The sequence below is a fragment of the Arthrobacter ginkgonis genome (genome assembly GCF_039540195.1).
In the GTDB taxonomy this organism is placed as follows: domain Bacteria; phylum Actinomycetota; class Actinomycetes; order Actinomycetales; family Micrococcaceae; genus Zafaria; species Zafaria ginkgonis.
Genome location: NZ_BAABEO010000011.1, coordinates 208299 through 224920, shown reverse-complemented (window position 1 = coordinate 224920; position 16622 = coordinate 208299). Strand labels below are relative to the sequence as shown.

General features: G+C 70.7%; 14 protein-coding genes. 9 read left to right on the top strand and 5 right to left on the bottom strand.

Translation table 11 applies throughout. The features are described 5' to 3' along the window. Window positions 1–10: 10 nt before the first annotated feature. Both ABD912_RS09535 and ABD912_RS09530 read left to right on the top strand, forming a co-directional pair. Entirely contained in the window at window positions 11–1954 is a 1944-nt protein-coding gene (locus tag ABD912_RS09535; protein WP_345150323.1) for a primary-amine oxidase, read from the top strand. Window positions 1955–2049: 95 nt separating this feature from the next. Further along, window positions 2050–2661 (top strand): TetR/AcrR family transcriptional regulator, encoded by a 612-nt coding sequence (locus ABD912_RS09530; protein ID WP_345150321.1) that lies wholly within the window; start codon window positions 2050–2052, stop codon window positions 2659–2661. On the opposite strand, the gene ABD912_RS09525 is transcribed toward ABD912_RS09530, so the two are convergent. Continuing rightward, window positions 2658–3581 (bottom strand): LysR substrate-binding domain-containing protein, encoded by a 924-nt coding sequence (locus ABD912_RS09525; protein ID WP_345150320.1) that lies wholly within the window; start codon window positions 3579–3581, stop codon window positions 2658–2660. The two genes, ABD912_RS09530 and ABD912_RS09525, sit on opposite strands and share 4 nt — an antisense overlap. A 115-nt stretch (window positions 3582–3696) precedes the next feature. Between ABD912_RS09525 and ABD912_RS09520 the strand changes: the two genes are divergently transcribed. The 5 genes from ABD912_RS09520 to ABD912_RS09500 all read left to right on the top strand — a co-directional run bounded on the left by ABD912_RS09520 (window position 3697) and on the right by ABD912_RS09500 (window position 8809). Then, window positions 3697–4998 (top strand): flavin-containing monooxygenase, encoded by a 1302-nt coding sequence (locus ABD912_RS09520; RefSeq protein ID WP_345150319.1) that lies wholly within the window; start codon window positions 3697–3699, stop codon window positions 4996–4998. Between the two features lie 85 nt (window positions 4999–5083). After that, entirely contained in the window at window positions 5084–5503 is a 420-nt protein-coding gene (locus ABD912_RS09515) for a RidA family protein (RefSeq protein WP_345150317.1), read from the top strand. Beyond that, a complete protein-coding gene (locus ABD912_RS09510; protein WP_345150316.1) occupies window positions 5500–6171 on the top strand; it encodes a DUF1028 domain-containing protein in 672 nt (223 codons plus the stop codon). Before ABD912_RS09515 ends, ABD912_RS09510 begins: the two co-directional genes overlap by 4 nt. After that, window positions 6161–7336 carry a M20 family metallopeptidase gene (locus ABD912_RS09505; RefSeq protein WP_345150315.1) on the top strand — a complete coding sequence of 392 codons (1176 nt, stop codon included), beginning with the start codon at window positions 6161–6163 and terminating at the stop codon, window positions 7334–7336. Before ABD912_RS09510 ends, ABD912_RS09505 begins: the two co-directional genes overlap by 11 nt. Window positions 7337–7381: 45 nt before the next feature. Then, window positions 7382–8809, top strand: a complete 1428-nt coding sequence (locus tag ABD912_RS09500; RefSeq protein ID WP_345150314.1) for an aspartate ammonia-lyase — start codon at window positions 7382–7384, stop codon at window positions 8807–8809. 16 nt (window positions 8810–8825) lie between these two features. On the opposite strand, the gene aroD is transcribed toward ABD912_RS09500, so the two are convergent. After that, window positions 8826–9617: a type I 3-dehydroquinate dehydratase gene (gene aroD / locus ABD912_RS09495; protein WP_345150313.1), complete on the bottom strand. Its 792-nt coding sequence runs from the start codon at window positions 9615–9617 to the stop codon at window positions 8826–8828. Window positions 9618–9734: 117 nt separating this feature from the next. Further along, entirely contained in the window at window positions 9735–11099 is a 1365-nt protein-coding gene (locus ABD912_RS09490) for an MFS transporter (protein ID WP_345150312.1), read from the bottom strand. A 148-nt stretch (window positions 11100–11247) separates the two neighbouring features. Here ABD912_RS09490 and ABD912_RS09485 point away from each other — a divergent pair, with 148 nt between their 5' ends. Continuing rightward, window positions 11248–13161, top strand: a complete 1914-nt coding sequence (locus ABD912_RS09485; protein WP_345150310.1) for an alpha/beta hydrolase fold domain-containing protein — start codon at window positions 11248–11250, stop codon at window positions 13159–13161. A 21-nt stretch (window positions 13162–13182) separates the two neighbouring features. Here ABD912_RS09485 and ABD912_RS09480 read toward each other — a convergent pair whose 3' ends face one another. Next, window positions 13183–13605 (bottom strand): helix-turn-helix domain-containing protein, encoded by a 423-nt coding sequence (locus ABD912_RS09480; protein WP_345150308.1) that lies wholly within the window; start codon window positions 13603–13605, stop codon window positions 13183–13185. A gap of 367 nt (window positions 13606–13972) precedes the next feature. Between ABD912_RS09480 and ABD912_RS09475 the strand changes: the two genes are divergently transcribed. Then, window positions 13973–15163 (top strand): NAD(P)-dependent malic enzyme, encoded by a 1191-nt coding sequence (locus ABD912_RS09475; protein ID WP_345150306.1) that lies wholly within the window; start codon window positions 13973–13975, stop codon window positions 15161–15163. A 209-nt stretch (window positions 15164–15372) separates the two neighbouring features. Here the strand turns inward: ABD912_RS09475 and ABD912_RS09470 are convergent, their stop codons facing one another. Then, the gene (locus ABD912_RS09470) at window positions 15373–16455 is read right to left on the bottom strand and encodes an LLM class flavin-dependent oxidoreductase (protein ID WP_345150304.1); all 1083 of its coding nucleotides are present in this window, start codon (window positions 16453–16455) and stop codon (window positions 15373–15375) included. Window positions 16456–16622: the final 167 nt, after the last annotated feature.

Genomic DNA, 16622 nt, shown 5'->3' with positions numbered 1-16622 from the left:
AGGAAGTGCCATGACACTAGAGACGCGTTCCCCCGAAGTTGAAACCCTGCACCCGCTGAACCAGCTTTCGGGCTCCGAAATCAGGGAAGCCCGGCGCATTCTCGAGGAGGCGGGGCTGGTCCTGGAATCGACGAGGTTCGCCTATCTCGGCCTGCTGGAGCCGTCCAAGGCCGAGCTTTACGGCGCGGGATCCCGAAACCCCGACCGGAAGGTGCGGGTCATGCTCTGGGACGCGACCCTGGGCCGTTCGCTGGACGTGACGGTTTCGCTGTCCTCGGCCGCCGTGCTGGACTCCCGGGAACTGGACCCGGCCGTCGACGGGCAGGTGCCCGTCCTGCTGGAGGAATTCGAGCAGATCGAGCGGATCCTTGCCGCCGACGCCGGCTGGCAAGGCGCGCTGGCCAGCCGGGGGCTGACGCCCGAACAGGTCCGCGTGGCTCCCCTTTCCGCGGGAGTCTTCGAGTACCCCAACGAGGAGGGCAAGCGCCTGCTCCGGGGCCTCGGCTTCCGCCAGGACGGTCCGGCCGACCATGCCTGGGCCCATCCGATCGACGGGCTGGTGGCCTTCGTCGACATGGAACGGGGCCGCGTCGACCGGCTCATCGACCTCGGGCCCGTTCCCGTCCCGCAGGTGAACGGCAACTACACGGACCCGGCCATCCACGGCGAGCTGCGCACCGATCTCAAGCCCATCGAGGTCATCCAGCCCGAGGGCCCCAGCTTCTCCATGGAGGGCAACCTCCTGACGTGGGCGGGCTGGGACCTGCGCATCGGTTTCGACGCCCGGGAAGGCCTGGTCCTGCACCAGCTCCACCACACCCACGCCGGCCGCCGCCGGCCGCTGGTCCACCGCGCTTCGATTTCCGAGATGGTGGTGCCCTACGGCGACCCGGCCCCGGTGCGCAGCTGGCAGAACTACTTCGACTCCGGCGAATACCTGGTGGGCCGCGACGCCAACTCCCTGCGCCTGGGCTGCGACTGCCTCGGGGAGATCACCTACCTCTCTCCCGTGGTCGCCGACGATTTCGGCAACCCCCGCACCATCGAAAACGGCATCTGCATCCACGAGGAAGACGCCGGCATCCTGTGGAAGCACACCGACGAGTGGGCGGGCTCGAACGAGGTGCGCCGCAACCGCAGGCTCGTTGTCTCCTTCTTCACCACCGTCGGCAACTACGACTACGGCTTCTACTGGTACCTCTACCTGGACGGGACGATCGAGTTCGAGGCCAAGGCCACCGGCATCGTCTTCACGGCCGCCCTGCCGGACAGCGAATATCCCTACGCCTCCGAGATCGCCCCCGGCCTCGGCGCCCCCTACCACCAGCACCTCTTCAGCGCCCGGCTGGACATGATGGTCGACGGCACGGAGAACCGGGTCGAGGAACTGGACATGGTGCGCCTGCCCAAGGACCGGAACAACCCGCACGGGAACGCCTTCACGCAGAAGCGCACCCTGCTCGCGCGCGAGTCGCAGGCCGTCCGCGACGCGGACGCCGCCGTCGGCCGGGTGTGGCAGATCAGCAACCCGGGTTCGCTGAACCACGTCGGCCACCCGGTCGGCTACACGCTCTACCCGCAGGCCGGCCCCACCCTGGCGATGGCGGACGATTCCTCCATCGCCGCCCGCGCCGCCTTTGCCCGGCACCACCTGTGGGTCACCCGGCACGCGGAGGGCGAACTCTACGCCGCGGGCGACCTGGTCAACCAGCACCCGGGCGGGGCGGGCCTGCCGGCCTACGTCGCCCAGGACCGGGACATCGACGGGCAGGACATCGTGGTGTGGCATTCCTTCGGCCTCACGCACTTCCCGCGCCCGGAGGACTGGCCCATCATGCCGGTGGACACGGTCGGCTTCATGCTCAAGCCCCACGGCTTCTTCGACGGCAACCCCGCCCTGAACGTCCCGGCGAACACTGCGCGCCACTGCGACGCCGGGGGCGGCTGCCACTGATTCCCGGGTAACGTGGCGGCGTCGGGTCCGTAAGGGCCCGACGCCGCCAGTCCACTCACCGCAGGCCGCCAGCGTGGCCTTTTCCGAGGAGTCACATGCCCCGCCTTGTCGACCATGGGGAACGCCGCCGCACCATCATCGAGACCACCTGGCGGCTCATCGCCGAACAGGGGATCGAGAACGCCAGCATGCGTGACATCGCCCATGCGTGCGGGTATGCGGGCCCGGGCGTGCTGGCCCACTACTTTCCGAACAAGGACGCCCTGCTCCTGGCCGCCTACCGGCTCATCTGCGACAACACCAACGACCGCATCGCGGCGTCGCGTGCCGGAAAGCGCGGGATCGGCGCCCTGAACGCGCTCTGCCTGGAGATCATCCCCGCCGACCCGGTCACCACCGTCGAGGCCAGGGTGGCCGTCGCCTTCTGGCAGCGTGCGCAGACCGAGGAGTCCCTGCGGGACGTCGGGCGGGCGGCGCTGGAACACTGGCGCTCGGAAATCCTCGCCTGCCTCGCCCAGGCCGAGGTGGACGGGGAATGCGCCCCGATCCCGGATCCCGACGCGGTGGCCGAGGAACTGCTCAACCTAATGATCGGGCTGCACGTCACCTCGATGCTGGACCCGGGCGCACTGAGCGGATCGCGGCAGCGGCTGTTGCTGCACCGCAGCATCTCCAGGCTCGGCGTCGGAAGCCCGGCGGCCCCCTAGCTCTTCCCGGCCGGACCCTTCCGCGGATCGGCCACCAGGTGGCGCACGGCCTGTCCCACGGCACGCAGGCGCGCCGTCGCCCGCTGGCTTGCCAGGCTCGCCAGGACGGTGCGCAGTTCCGGGACCTCCTCGGCGATCTCCACCACGGCCACCTTTCCGCCGTCGTAGGTCCAGCCGTGCCGCGGACGCTGGTGCAGGACGGAGTACCCGTGGCCGTGGGCGACGAAGGTCCGGACGGTCTCGTAGCTGGCGGAGCGGAACCTGACGTCGGGTTGGACGTGGGCCACGCCGAGGATGGAAAGCATCAGGTCGCGCGTGTGCGGCAGGTCAAGCAGCACGAACGGCTCCTCGCGCAGTTCCGCCAGGGACGCCGTGCCGCGTCCGGCCAGCCGGTGGTCCGGAGGCAGGGCCAGGTACGGGCGGGAGGTGGCCACCGTTGTGGTGGTGATCCCCGGCGGAAGGCCCAGGTCGTAGCACAGCGCCAGATCGGCCTGCCCGTTGAGCAGTGCCGCGGCGCACCCCGCCATGTCGGCCTCCGTGACGTCGAGCTCCAGCCGCGGGTTCTCCGTGCGCAGCCGTGCCAGGAGACCGGGCATCAGGAACGGCGCCAGCGTGCTGAAGCAGGCCAGGCGCACCCTGCCTTCGATCGCCTGCTGTTCGCCGCGGGCGTGGTCCAGCGCCTCTTCCAGCCGCGCGAGGACGCTCTGGGCGTCGCGCAGGAACGACTCTCCCGCGGGGGTGAGGATCAGCCCCTTGGAACGCTGGCGGATGAAAAACTGCGCTCCCACGTGCCGCTCCAGCTGGGAGACGGCGGTGGAAACGGCCGACTGGACCACGTTGAGCCTTTCGGCGGCGCCCGTCATGGAAAGGCAGGCCGCGGCCTCGGAGAAGTAGCGCAGCTGCGTGAGCGTGACGTCCATCCCTCCATGCTACATCTGTTTTTTCGATGCAGTGGAACGGAAACCACTGCTTTACAGATCAAGCGGGGCGAACCAGTCTGGATTCCAAGACCTCCGAGACGGAATGGAGACAGGGATGTCGAACGAAGAAACCGAAGTCGTCATCGTCGGCGCCGGCCAGGCCGGGGTGGCGATGAGCGAGCACCTCAGCAAGGCCGGGGTGCCGCATCTGGTCCTGGAGCGCGACCGCATCGCCGAGCGGTGGCGCTCGGGGCGCTGGGACTCCCTGGTGGCGAACGGGCCGGCCTGGCACGACCGCTTCCCGGGCCTGGAGTTCAGCGACGTCGCCCCCGACGCCTTCGCCTCCAAAGAGCAGGTGGCGGACTACTTCGAGGAATACGCGGAGAAGTTCAACGCGCCGATCCGATGCGGCGTGGAAGTGACTTCAGTGCGCAAGAACATCGGCCGGCCCGGCTTCCGCGTGGAGACGTCGGAAGGAACCATCGACGCCCGCTACGTGGTGGCCGCGACGGGCCCCTTCCAGCGCCCGGTCATCCCGGCCCTGGTTCCGGACCAGGCGGGCATCCGGCAGATCCACTCCAGCTCCTACCGCAACCCGCAGCAGCTTCCCGAAGGCCCCGTCCTGGTGGTCGGCGCCGGATCCTCCGGGGTGCAGATCGCCGAAGAAATCCGGAAGTCGGGCCGGCAGGTCTACCTCGCGGTCGGCCCGCACGACCGGCCGCCGCGCGCTTACCGCGGGCGCGACTTCTGCTGGTGGCTCGGCGTCCTCAACAAGTGGGAGGCATCCGCCCCGCCGCAGGGCGCCGAGCACGTCACGATCGCGGTGAGCGGAGCCAACGGCGGCCACACTGTCGACTTCCGCGCCCTCGCCGAGAGCGGTATCCGGCTCGTCGGCCGGGCCGAGTCCTACCGGAACGGGACCCTGCGCTTCGCGCCGGACCTCGGCGGCAACATCGCCAGGGGCGACGCCAACTACCTCGCGCTGCTTCAGGAGGCCGACGCCTACATCGAGCGCAACGGCCTCGACCTTCCAGAGGAGCCGGAGGCCCACATCCTGGGGCCCGACCCGGAGTGCGTGACGAACCCGCTGCTCGAACTCGACCTCGCCGGCGCCGGGGTCGCCTCGATCGTCTGGGCAACCGGCTTCGCCGTCGACTACGGCTGGCTGCAGGTCGACACGTTCGACCCGAACGGCCGGCCGAAGCACCAGCGCGGCGTGGCGTCCGAGCCCGGCGTCTACTTCCTGGGACTGCCCTGGCAGTCGCGCCGCGGCTCAAGCTTCATCTGGGGGGTCTGGCACGACGCCAAGTACCTGGCCGACCACATCAAGATCCAGCGGGGATACCTCGACTACGGGCCCGACGGCGCCACCCGGCCGGCCCGGGAGGCGCAACTGTCCGCTGCCCCCGCTTCCTGAACGCCACCGCCTCCTGAACGCCATGCCTCGGCGAGCGCGCCGAGGCCCAAGCATCCACCCACTCCAGAACAGGAAAATCCCGCTGATGAAACACACCCGCATCCGTCCGTTCAACACCAAGGACACCTACCCGGAACAGAACCTCGACAACGACCTCTGCCAGGCCGTCGTGGCCAACGGCGTCGTCTACCTCCGCGGCCAGATCGGCCAGGACCTGGACACCCGCGAATCCGTGGGCATCGGCGACGTCGAGGCCCAGACCGAGAAGGCCATGGCGAACATCGACCTGCTGCTGAAGGAAGCCGGAAGCAGCCTTGAGGACATCGTCAAGGTCACCGTCTACCTCATCGACCCCCGGTACCGCGAAACCGTCTACCGCACCATGGGCCGGTGGCTCAAGGGAGTGTTCCCCGTCTCGACCGGCATCGTCGTGCAGGCCCTCGCGCGCCCGGAGTGGCTCGTGGAGATCGACGCCACGGCCGTGCTGTCCGGGGAGACGGCATGACGTTCAGCATCGCAGCGACCGACGGACAGGGACGCTTCGGCATCGCGGTGTCCTCCTCCTCGCCCGCCGTTGCCGCCCGCTGCGCCCACTTGCGCGACGGCGCCGGCGCCGTCAGTTCGCAGAACATCACCGACCCGCGGCTGGGCGGGGCCCTGCTGGACCGGCTCGAGGCCGGCGGCTCGGCGCGCGAGGCGCTCGACGCCGTCGTGGACACCGCCCCGGCGGCGGACTACCGCCAGCTCGTTGTGCTCGACGCCCGCGGGGGCACCGCCGTCTTCCACGGCGCGCACACCCTGGGGGTGTTCGGCGAGGGCCGCGGCGCCCACAGCGTGGCCGCCGGAAACATGCTCGCCAACCCCGGGGTGCCCCAGGCCCTGTGCGACGCGTTCGAACAGGCGGAGGGCGAGCTGGAGCAGCGGCTGCTCACCGCCCTGCGGGCCGGCCTCGCCGCCGGCGGCGAGGCCGGCCCGGTGTACTCGGCCGGGATCAGCGTCGTCTCCGGCCACGGCTGGCGCGACACCGATTTGCGCGTGGACTGGCACGAGGACCCGGTGGAGGAGCTGGCCCGCGTCCTGGAGGTGTGGCTGCCCCAGCGCCAGGACTACGTGGTGCGCGGCCTGGACCCGGCCGCCTCGGCCGGCTACGGAGTGCCCGGCGATGGGCGCTGAGGCGGTGCGGACCACCGCAGGCGGGGTGGCGGCCGGGCCGTCCGCCACCCCGCGGGAGCGGGTCCTGGCCACCGTGGACCAAGAGCAGGCCGAGCTGGTGGCCTACTCCGAACGGCTGCACGCCCACCCCGAACTCGGCTGGCAGGAGCACCGGGCCGCCGAATGGACCGCGCAGCTGCTGGAGCAGCGGGGATTCCGGATCGAACGCTCCTACCTGGGCTTCCCCACGGCCCTGCGGGCGGTGTTCGGCACCGGCAGCAGGCGGATCGGGCTGATGGCCGAGTACGACGCCCTGCCCGGCCTGGGCCACGCGTGCGGTCACAACATCATTGCCGCAATCTCCTGCGGTGCGGCCCTGGCCCTGGCGCGGTTCGCCGACGAGCGGGACCTGACCGTGGAGCTGTACGGAACGCCCGCCGAGGAAGGCGGGGGCGGCAAGATCGAACTGCTCAAGCGCGGGGCCTTCACCGGCCTGGACCTGGCCCTGATGGCCCACCCCAGCCCCGTTGACGCGGCCGAGGCGCGGCCCTACGCGGTCTCTCATAGCCACGTGGAGTTTCGCGGAAAGGCCGCCCACGCGGCGGCCTACCCGGAACAGGGAGTCAACGCCAACGACGCCTTTGTCGTCGCCCAGGTGGCCCTTGGCCTGCTTCGGCAACAGCTGCCGGCCGGGACCCGCGTGCACGGAATCCAAACCCGCGGAGGGGAGGCGCCCAATGCCATTCCGGAGCGGACCGAGGGCCGATGGTACGTTCGCGCCGAGACGCTAGCGGAGCTGGAAGGACTCGAGAAGCGCGTCTACCGGTGCTTCGAGGCCGGAGCGCTGGCCAGCGGGTGCGAGCTGGAAATCCAGCCCGAGTCCGAGCCCTACTCCGAGTTCCGCACCGACCTGCGCGCGCTGGAGCTCTATGTGCGGCACGCGGAATCCCTGGGGAGGAGTTTCGATGCCCCGCCCGAGCAGGCGACCATGAACCGGGCCTCGACGGACATGGGCAACGTGTCCCAAATCGTTCCCGCCATCCATCCCTACATCGGCCTTGACTGCTACCCCGCTGCCAACCACCAGCCGGAATTCGCGGCCCACTGCGTTGGCGAAGCGGCGAACCGCGCCATCCACGACGGCGCCGCCGCCCTCGCGCTCACCGCCCTCGACTACCTGGCCTAGCCAGTCCTCCGCCGAACAGACCACTCGCCTCCGAGAAACAGGACCATGGACAACGAACCCACACCCCCCGGCGCCCGTTTGGAGCGCGACAGTCTTGGCGCGCGCCACGTTCCCGCGGACGCCTACTGGGGAATCAGCACCCTCCGCGCCGTGGAGAACTTCCAGGTCAGCGGCCGCAGCATCGGCACGCTGCGCTCACTCGTGTGGGGCCTGGGGGCGGTGAAGTGCGCCGCCGCCCGTGCCAACGAGGAACTCGGACTGCTCAGCCCGGCCAAGTCCGCGGCCATCCAGGCGGCCGCGCGGGAAGTGATGGACGGCCGGTTCGCGGACCAGCTGGTCGTGGACCGGATCCAAGGCGGCGCGGGGACAAGCACCAACATGAACGTCAACGAGGTGATCGCCAACCGGGCCCTGGAGCTGCTGGGCCACGAGAGGGGGCACTACCGCGCCCTGCATCCCATCGATGACGTGAACCGGAGCCAGTCCACCAATGACGTCTACCCAACCGCCATCAAGATCGCCTTGCTCCGGGACCTCGCGGAGCTCTGCGCCGAGCACGCCAGGCTCAGCGACTCCTTCTCCGCGAAGGCCGCCTCTTTCGACGGCATCGTGAAGGTCGGCCGCACCCAGCTCCAGGACGCGGTCCCCATGACCCTGGGGCAGGAATTCGGGGCCTTTGCCGAGACCCTGCGCGAGGACAGGCGCCGGATCGAGGAGCTGCGGCCGCACCTGAGCGAGTCGAATCTCGGGGCCACAGCCATCGGCACGGGGATCACGGCTCCGCCGGGGTACGCGCGGTCGGTGATCGCCGAGCTGAACACGGTGACGGGCCTCCATCTGGTCTCGGCATCCGATCTGGTCGAGGCCACCGGCGACACGGGCGTCTTCCTGCTGGTCTCCGGGGTCCTCAAGCGCGCGGCGGTCAAGCTCTCGAAGATCTGCAACGACTTGCGCCTGCTCTCCTCCGGCCCGCAAACCGGCTTCGCCGAGATCTTCCTTCCCGCGGTGCAGGCCGGATCCTCGATCATGCCCGGCAAGGTGAATCCGGTCATCCCGGAAATGGTCAACCAGGTGGCCTTCCGCATCGTGGGCACCGACGCGACGGTGACCATGGCCGTGGAGTCCGGCCAGCTGCAGCTGAACGCGTTCGAACCGGTCATGGCCGACGCGCTGCTTGAATCGATCGCCTGGCTCACCGCGGCCTGCCGCCAACTCCGAACCCACTGCGTCGACGGGATCGAAGCCAACCTCCCGGTGCTGCAGCAACGGATGGCCGAATCGATCAGCGTGGTCACGGGGCTGGCACCCCTGATCGGCTACGGGGCCGCGGCCGAGCTTGCGAAGGAGGCGCTGGCCAGTCGGCGGAGCATCATGGACCTCGTCGCGGACAGCGGCCTGCTCGATCCCCAGAGTCTGGCGCACGCCCTGGCGCCGGGCACCCTGGCCGGAGCCCCGAAGCACCCCGGAGGGTGAGGCCGGGCGCCCGCCGCTAGCCGCGTGCCGGAACGGCCGACCCGGCGTCGAGCAGGCGCAGCGCCGCGGACAGCTCGTCCACCGGCGCCTGCCCCGGCGCGGACGCCTCGCCCACCATCCCGAAGGTCGCCGCCGAGCCGACCAGCCCGCCGGCCAGGCGCGACACCAGGCCCAGCGGCCCCATGGACATCGTGATGAGGGGCCGGTCCGCATGGTCCTCGTGCATGGTCCGGGTGGCGTCCAGCAGCGTGAGCACGTCCGCCGCCGAACGCGGCATCACGGCGATCTTGCAGACGTCGAACCCGGCCTCCTGCATGGCGCACAGCCGCGCGACGATCTCCCCGCGGGCCGGCGTCTTGCCGAAGTCGTGGTAGGAGGCGACCACCGGGACGCCGTGCGCGCGGGCCGCGGCGAGGACGCGTTCGACGGCGGCGCCGTCGCGCTCGTACTCCACGTCCACCAAATCCACCAGCCCGGAGGCGGCAAGGGTCGCGTTGAGCGTCGCGTAGGCCGCCGCGGAGATCTCCGCCGCGCCACCCTCCGCAGAGGTGCGGCAGGTGAACAGCAGCGGGATGTCCGCCAGCCGCGCGGCCAGTTCCCGCCCGGCCGCCAGCACGGACTCGAGGTCCGCGAGCGCCCCGAAGTGGTCGACGCGCCATTCGACGATGTCCACGCCGTGCCCGGCGAGGGCGTCGACCTGCTCCAGCAGGGCCGCGGTGGTGCGGCCGGTGACGGAGACGACGATCTTAGGTCTTCCCTCACCGATGGGCGTGCCCTTGACGTGGACTGGCGTGATGGGAGCGGGCATGGGGTTCTCCTTGGATCCGGGGCGGCGGCAATGGTGGTCAGCGGACAGGCGGCCTCCCCGCCGGGGAGGCCGCCTGCCTGTGAAGCGGTGAAGCGGTGAAGCTTGAAAGGGGGCGGGTTAGCGGACGTCCAGCTGCTTCAGGTTCAGCTTGCTGGTCTCCTTGCCCAGGAGGGAGCAGACACCGGAGACGACCAGGGCCGTGCAGGCGAAGACGGCGACGGGGACCCAGCCGGTGGAGCCTTCGCCCTCGAGGGTCTTGGCGATCGCCGGGGCGAAGCCGCCGACCATGTAGCCGATCTGGGTGCCGATGGCGACGCCGGTGTAGCGGACCCGGGAGGGGAACATCTCGGTGTAGAGCGAGGACTGGATGCCGTTGGCGGCGCCACCGACAACGCTGACGATCACCGCGGCGATGAGGACCAGCCAGAAGTTGCCCGTGGACACGGCCAGCAGGAACGGGAAGATCAGCAGGCCGGCGACGATCATCGAGGTGGCGAAGACCGGGCGGCGCCCGACGCGGTCGGAGAACTTGGCCCATAGCGGCAGCGCCACCATCATCGCCACATTGCCCAAGGTGATGGCCAGCAGGTAGGTGCTCGGGTTCATCCCGACGTGGTCGCCGGCGGCGTAGGAGAGGCCGTAGACGCTGACGATGGTGCCCATGACGGCCAGCAGGCAGCAGCCGATGACGCGCAGGACCGAGCGCCAGTGGTGGACGAAGACTTCCTTGAGCGGAACGTTGGGGCTCTGGTTGGTGCGCTGGTTTTCCTTGAAGGACTCGGTCTCCTCCACGCTGCGGCGGATCAGGGCGGCCACCAGCATCATCGGGGCGGCGATGAGGAACGGGACGCGCCAGCCCCAGGACAGCAGGATGTCGTGCGGCATCAGGGCGACCAGCATGAACGCGACGGCGCCCAGGAGGTTGCCCGCGGTGGTGCCCATCATGGTCCAGGAGGCGTACAGGCCGCGCTTTCCTTCGGGGGCGTGCTCAACGGTCAGCGAGTTGGAGCCCGCCTGCTCGCCGCCGGCGGACAGGCCCTGGAGCAGGCGCATCAGGACCAGCAGGATCGGGGCCGCGATGCCGATGGTGCCGTAGCCCGGCAGCAGGCCGATGACCACGGTGGCGACCCCCATGAGGTTCAGGGACCACATCAGGGCGCGTTTGCGGCCGACCTTGTCGCCGAAGGTTCCGAAAAGCACGGCTCCGACCGGGCGGGCCAGGTAGGCGACGCCGAAGGTGCCCAGCGAGGCCAGCATGGCGCCCAGGCTGCCCAGCGGGGCGAAGAAGACCGGGCCGAAGATCAGGGCCGAGGCGCTGGCGAACAGCATGAAGTCGTAGTACTCCACCAGGCTGCCGAAGAAGGCGCTCAGCGCGGCGCGCTTGCCCATGTTCTTCTGCCCGGCCCCGGGGGAGCCCGAGGGAGGCGTCGCGACCGGGGCCGCGGAGCCCGGCGCCAATGCCGGGGAGGTGCTCAACTGCATGGTGTCTCCTGGGGGAAGTCGGCCGGCCGGCGGGGGAGTCGCCGGGCCGGTTTGATTTGCCGTTGCATCACATTAGACTGTGAGTGCAATCACTTGCAAGCGCTTGCAGAAAATGTCAGGAAAACCCCGCAGCGAATGAGGAGACGACGTGCCGCAGTTGTGGAGCCCCGAGCCGGGACCCTTGTCCGATGGAACCGCCGCCTTTGTGCAGCCGGATCCGGTCCGGCTCGACGGCGGCGTGCGCCTGTGGGACTCCATGGTCTATGCGGCGGAGGCGGGCTACCGCCCGCAGTTCCTTGACCTGCTGGTGCCCCCGTCGGACAAGCCGGTTCCGCTGGTGGTGTGGATCCACGGCGGAGGCTGGATGTTCGGCTCCCGCCGCCGCCAGGCCCCGAACCTCCACCGGCATCGCGTGGTCGATTCCATCGTCGAGGCCGGCTTCGCCGTGGCCAAGATCGACTACCGGCTGGTGCGGGAAGCGCCCCAGCCGGCGGCCGTCCACGACGTGCGCGCCGCCGTCCGGTGGCTGCGCGCCCACGCCGACCGCTTCGGCCTCGACGCCGGCAAGGTGGCGCTGTGGGGCGAGTCCGCGGGGGCGCACCTGGCCCTGCTGGCCGGATGGCTGCCGCCGCTACACGGTGGTGTCGGAGAGTGCGGCGTCGGAGAGCGTGGGGTGGGGGAGTACGGCCCGGGGTCCGACTTTCCCCAGTCCGAGGCCGTCCAGGCCGTCGTCGACTGGTACGGCCCCTCGGACCTGGAGGCGCTCGCCGGCCCCGTCGCGGCAACCAGCGACGAGGTCGTCGCCACCGCGAACGACCCCATCTCCGTGCTCGCCGCCGATCCGGTGTGGGACCTGCGCGCCCTGTCCCCGCTGACCCATGTCACCGCCGGGCTGTCGCCGACCTTCATCGCGCACGGGCTGGACGACGAGCAGATCCCCGCGGAGCAGAGCCGCCTCCTGCACCGCGCGCTGCGGGAGGCGGAGGTGGCCACCGAACTGCTCGAGGTCCCCGGCGGGCACGTCTTCGACGGGGCGCAGTCCCTGCCGCTGGTGCTGGCGAAGTCCCTGGATTTCCTGCGCCGCGAGATGCTCGGCGGCGAGCGGACCGCCGTCGAACCCGAGACTGCCGCGCTGGAGGCCCGCCTGGGTGCCTCGCGGATCGCGCCCCTCCTGAACCGCCCGGACGGCACGCTGCGCACCGGACCCGAAGCCCGCGCCCGTGGAGTGCTGGCGCGCGAGCGGTTCTACCCGCCGCAGTTCTTCGACGTCGCCGAGGTCCTGGACGGGAGCATCGAGGGCCCCAACGGCCCGGTTCCGCTGCGCTTCCAGCGCCCGTTCGCCGAGGCGGACACGACCGTCGTCTACATCCACGGCGGAGGCTGGATCATCGGCGACCTGGACTCGCACGAGGCCAACGCCAGCCGCATCGCCGCCCGCCTGCCCGCCCACGTGGTGCAGGTCGACTACCGGCTGGCCCCCGAGCACCGCTTCCCTGCCGGGTTCGGGGACGTGGTGGAGGCGATCCGCTGGGTGGTGGCGAACATCGACCGTTTCGGGGGCGACGCCTCGAAGCTGGTCCTCGCCGGCGACAGCGCCGGCGGCAACCTCGCGGCGGCCGCGGCCTCCCTGCTGCTGGCCGAGGGGATGGACGTTGCCGCGCTGCTGCTGATCTATCCGGCCACGGACTTTCGCACCACGCCCGGCGACCATGCCGCGGCCTACCTCGGTCCCGGCAACACCCCCGGGCAGCGGGAGGATCCGCGGGTTTCCCCGGTGCTGGCGCCCAACCTGGCGGACTTCCCGCCGACCGTCATCGGCGTGGGCACCAACGACTTCCTGTATGCGGACAACGTGCGCTTCGCGGAGGCCCTGAACGCCGCCGGCGCGCCGGTAATCCTGCGCGCCTTCCCAGGGCTCACCCACGGCTTCTTCAGCTACGGCAACGTCTCCGCGCGGGCGGATTCGGCCGCGGCCCTGATGGTCGAGGACCTGCGCCGGGTACTGGCACCCAGGACGGAGCGCAAAACGGAGTCCCGCACGGCGGCCGCGGCCCGGCCGTAACTAACGGGCCCGTGGCCCCGGCTACGCCTCCGCGGCCGCGTCGGGGCCGGGTGCGGCCGCGCGTGCCGCGTTGCGGGCCTCGACCCACGCGAGGACGTCGGCGGGGCGGATGCGCCGGTGCGTGCCCCGGTACTCGACGGGGACCGTGCCGGAGTCGGTGAGCCGGCGCATGTAGGTCACGGACACCCCGGCCAGCTGGGCGGCCTGGGAGGTGTTGAGCAGCCGCTCGGCCGTGCTGACGGTGACGGCCTCGCCGGCGGCCAGCCGCGCCAGAAGGTCCAGGACGGCGGCGGTCGCCCCCTCCGGCAGGCGCACCGAGGTGCCGTTGACGAAAACGGTGGTATCCCGGGAATCCTCCAGGGCGGCCGCGAGCCGGGAGGCGTCGGCGGCGGAAAGGGCCTCGTGGTGGGTCGTTTTGGCGAGCGCGGTGGTCTCCGAAGGCATGGCACCATCATGCCGCAGAACCGCGGGATTTCGGCGTTCCGCCGGCCGAAACGGGGATTGTCCAGCGGATTCTGCCTGGCAGTACGGTTCGCCCGCGGGTGGCGCCGGGGTGGTTAATGGTTTAGCGTTGTACCCACGGTCTAAAGAAAGTACTGACCACTGCATCTGCCGTAGCCTCCTTCACCCCGGGAGGGCTCGCGCAGGGCCAGGCAAGGATGCCCGCATCCCCTTTGGGGTGCCGCCATTTCCTCGGGACCGCGCATTTTCCATCCGGCATGCATTTTCCATCGCATTCGCCACGGGGATCAGTGCACCGGTTTCCGGTCATGCCTGTACCGTCCTCAGAAACTTTCTCCAGGAGACAGCCATGTCTATCGACACCCCCATTAACTCCGCTTCCGGCCTCGACTCGACCGCAATCACCACCGAGGAAATCTTCGCCGCACACGAGGGCGGCAAGCTCTCCGTGGCCTGCACCATGCCGCTGGACTCCAAGCGGGCCCTCTCCATCGCCTACACCCCGGGAGTGGCCCAGGTTTCCCGCGCCATCGCCGAGCACCCGGAAATGCACGCCACCCACACCTGGGCCTCCCGCCTGGTCGCGGTCGTCTCCGACGGCACCGCGGTGCTGGGCCTGGGCGACATCGGCGCGGCCGCGTCGCTGCCGGTCATGGAGGGCAAGTCCGCCCTGTTCAAGAACTTCGGCGGCCTGGACTCCATCCCGCTGGTGCTGAACACCACCGACGTCGACGAGATCATCGAGACCCTGGTGCGCCTGCGCCCCAGCTTCGGTGCGGTCAACCTGGAGGACATCTCCGCCCCGCGCTGCTTCGAACTGGAGGAGCGCCTGATCGAGGCCCTCGACTGCCCGGTGATGCACGATGACCAGCACGGCACCGCCGTCGTGGTCCTCGCCGCGCTGACCAACGCCGCGAAGGTGGTCGGCAAGGACTTCTCCGAGATGCGCGCCGTCATCTCCGGCGCGGGCGCCGCCGGCATCGCGATCGCCGAGATCCTGATCAACTCCGGCCTGGGCGACGTGCTGCTGCTCGATTCCAAGGGCATCATCCACCGCAACCGCGACGACCTGAACGCCATCAAGGCCAAGTACGCGGCCAAGACCAACAAGGACGACCTCATGGGTGGCACCCGCGAGGCCCTCGAGGGCGCGGACGTGTTCATCGGCGTCTCCTCCTCGAAGGTCGAGGTGGACCACCTGGCCGGCATGAACGAGGGCGCGATCATCTTCGCCCTGTCCAACCCGGACCCGGAAGTCATGCCGGAGACCGCCCGCGAGTACGCGACCGTGGTGGCCACCGGGCGTTCGGACTTCCCGAACCAGATCAACAACGTGCTGGCCTTCCCGGGCATCTTCCGCGGTGCGCTGGATGCCGGGGCCCGCCGGATCACCCCGGAGATGAAGATCGCCGCGGCCACCGCGATCGCCTCGCTGGTCGACGCGAGCGAACTGGGCGCCGAGTACATCGTGCCCTCCCCGCTGGACCCGCGCGTTGCCGGGGCCGTGGCCGCCGCCGTCGGTGAGGCGTCCAAGGCCTAGCGAACCGCACGCGCAAGCCGCACACGTACGACGCCGGCCGGTTCCGTTCCCCGTGGACGGAACCGGCCGGCGTCGTGCTGTCCTCCGCGATGTGTGCAGAGCCGTGCCGTGCGCCGGATGCATGCCCGTGCGTCGATAACGGCCGACGCGTCGCCATGCACGCGACGCAGGAGCATGCGGAACGGGGAAAGCGCGCCGGGAAGGGATTCCTACGCGCCCCAGCCCAGGGACGGGGCGATGTCCCGGGCGAAGCGTGCCAGTCGGGCGATGTCCAGGTCCGCGCCCGGCGTCCCGTCCCCGGCCGCCGGGTAGAGGCCCACGCTGGGCAGGAAGTCGGTGACGTACCCCAGCAGCGCCGGGTCGGCCAGGAAGCCGGCCGTGACGTCCTCCGGGGAGCCGAAGCAGGCCAGGCGCTCCAGGTACGCCCGCGGATCCAGGCCCGGCAGCCGCGGGTCCACCGCCCCGGATCCGGCCTGCCGGCGGGCCAGTTCGGGTCCGACCTGGCGCAGCACGTCCTCCTTGTCGCGGCCCCAGTAGGCGAAACGCATGGCGGCGATGCGCGGGGCGCGCCCCGGGCCCTGCGCCGCCTCCCACTCGTCCAGGTAGGCGAGCACGCGCGGCAGCTGGTCCTCGGCCGGACGGTCGTGGAGCGAGCCGATCATCAGCCCGTCCCCGTCGCGGGCCGCCTGGCGGGCGCGCTCCACGGTGCCGGCCGCCTGCCACAGCCGGCCGCGCAGCCCCGGCGCGGGCGGGAAGAGCCCCACCGGGTTCTCCGGGCCGCCCACCGCCCCGCCGTCGAGGAGGCGGTGCAGGACGGACAGGTTGCGGGCGTAAATGCTGCGCCGGTCCGCGTGCGCGCGCCCGAACGCGGGGAAGGAGGCGCGGTCCCCGCCGGCGCTGCCCAGGCCCAGGTGGACCCGCCCGCCGGAGAGGCTGTCCAGCACGGCGGCGTCCTCGGCCAGCCGGATCGGGTCCTCCAGCGGCAGGGTGGTCACGGCCGTGCCGAGGTGGATGGTCTTGGTGCGGGCCGCCAAGTGGGACATCAGGACCAGCGGGGAGGGCAGGGAACCGTTGCCCAGGCCGAAGTGGTGCTGGCCGATCCACGCGCTCTGGTAGCCGAGTTCCTCCGCCGCGACCACCGTGTCCACCAGCTGCGCGTACAGCTCCGCGGTGCGCTGGCCGGGACGGTGGGCGGCGTGGGTGAAGAACCCGAGCCGGAACGGCTTCCCCGGCCGGTGGTGCCGGTCCCGCGCGGCGGGGGAGCGTTCCAGCGTGCAGGGGTTCGGTGCCATCACGGGGATCCTTCGGAAGCTGTTAGTTGTTCCTTCAAGCATAGCGCTGCGTGGTGGAGGTTCGCCCGCCAGCCTAGCCGCGGTGTACGCGGGACGGTGCTCGGGTGTTCCGGTAAGTGGGATGGCCTTGCGTGTGAAGGCTCTGCGTGGGGCGCCGAAACGACGAC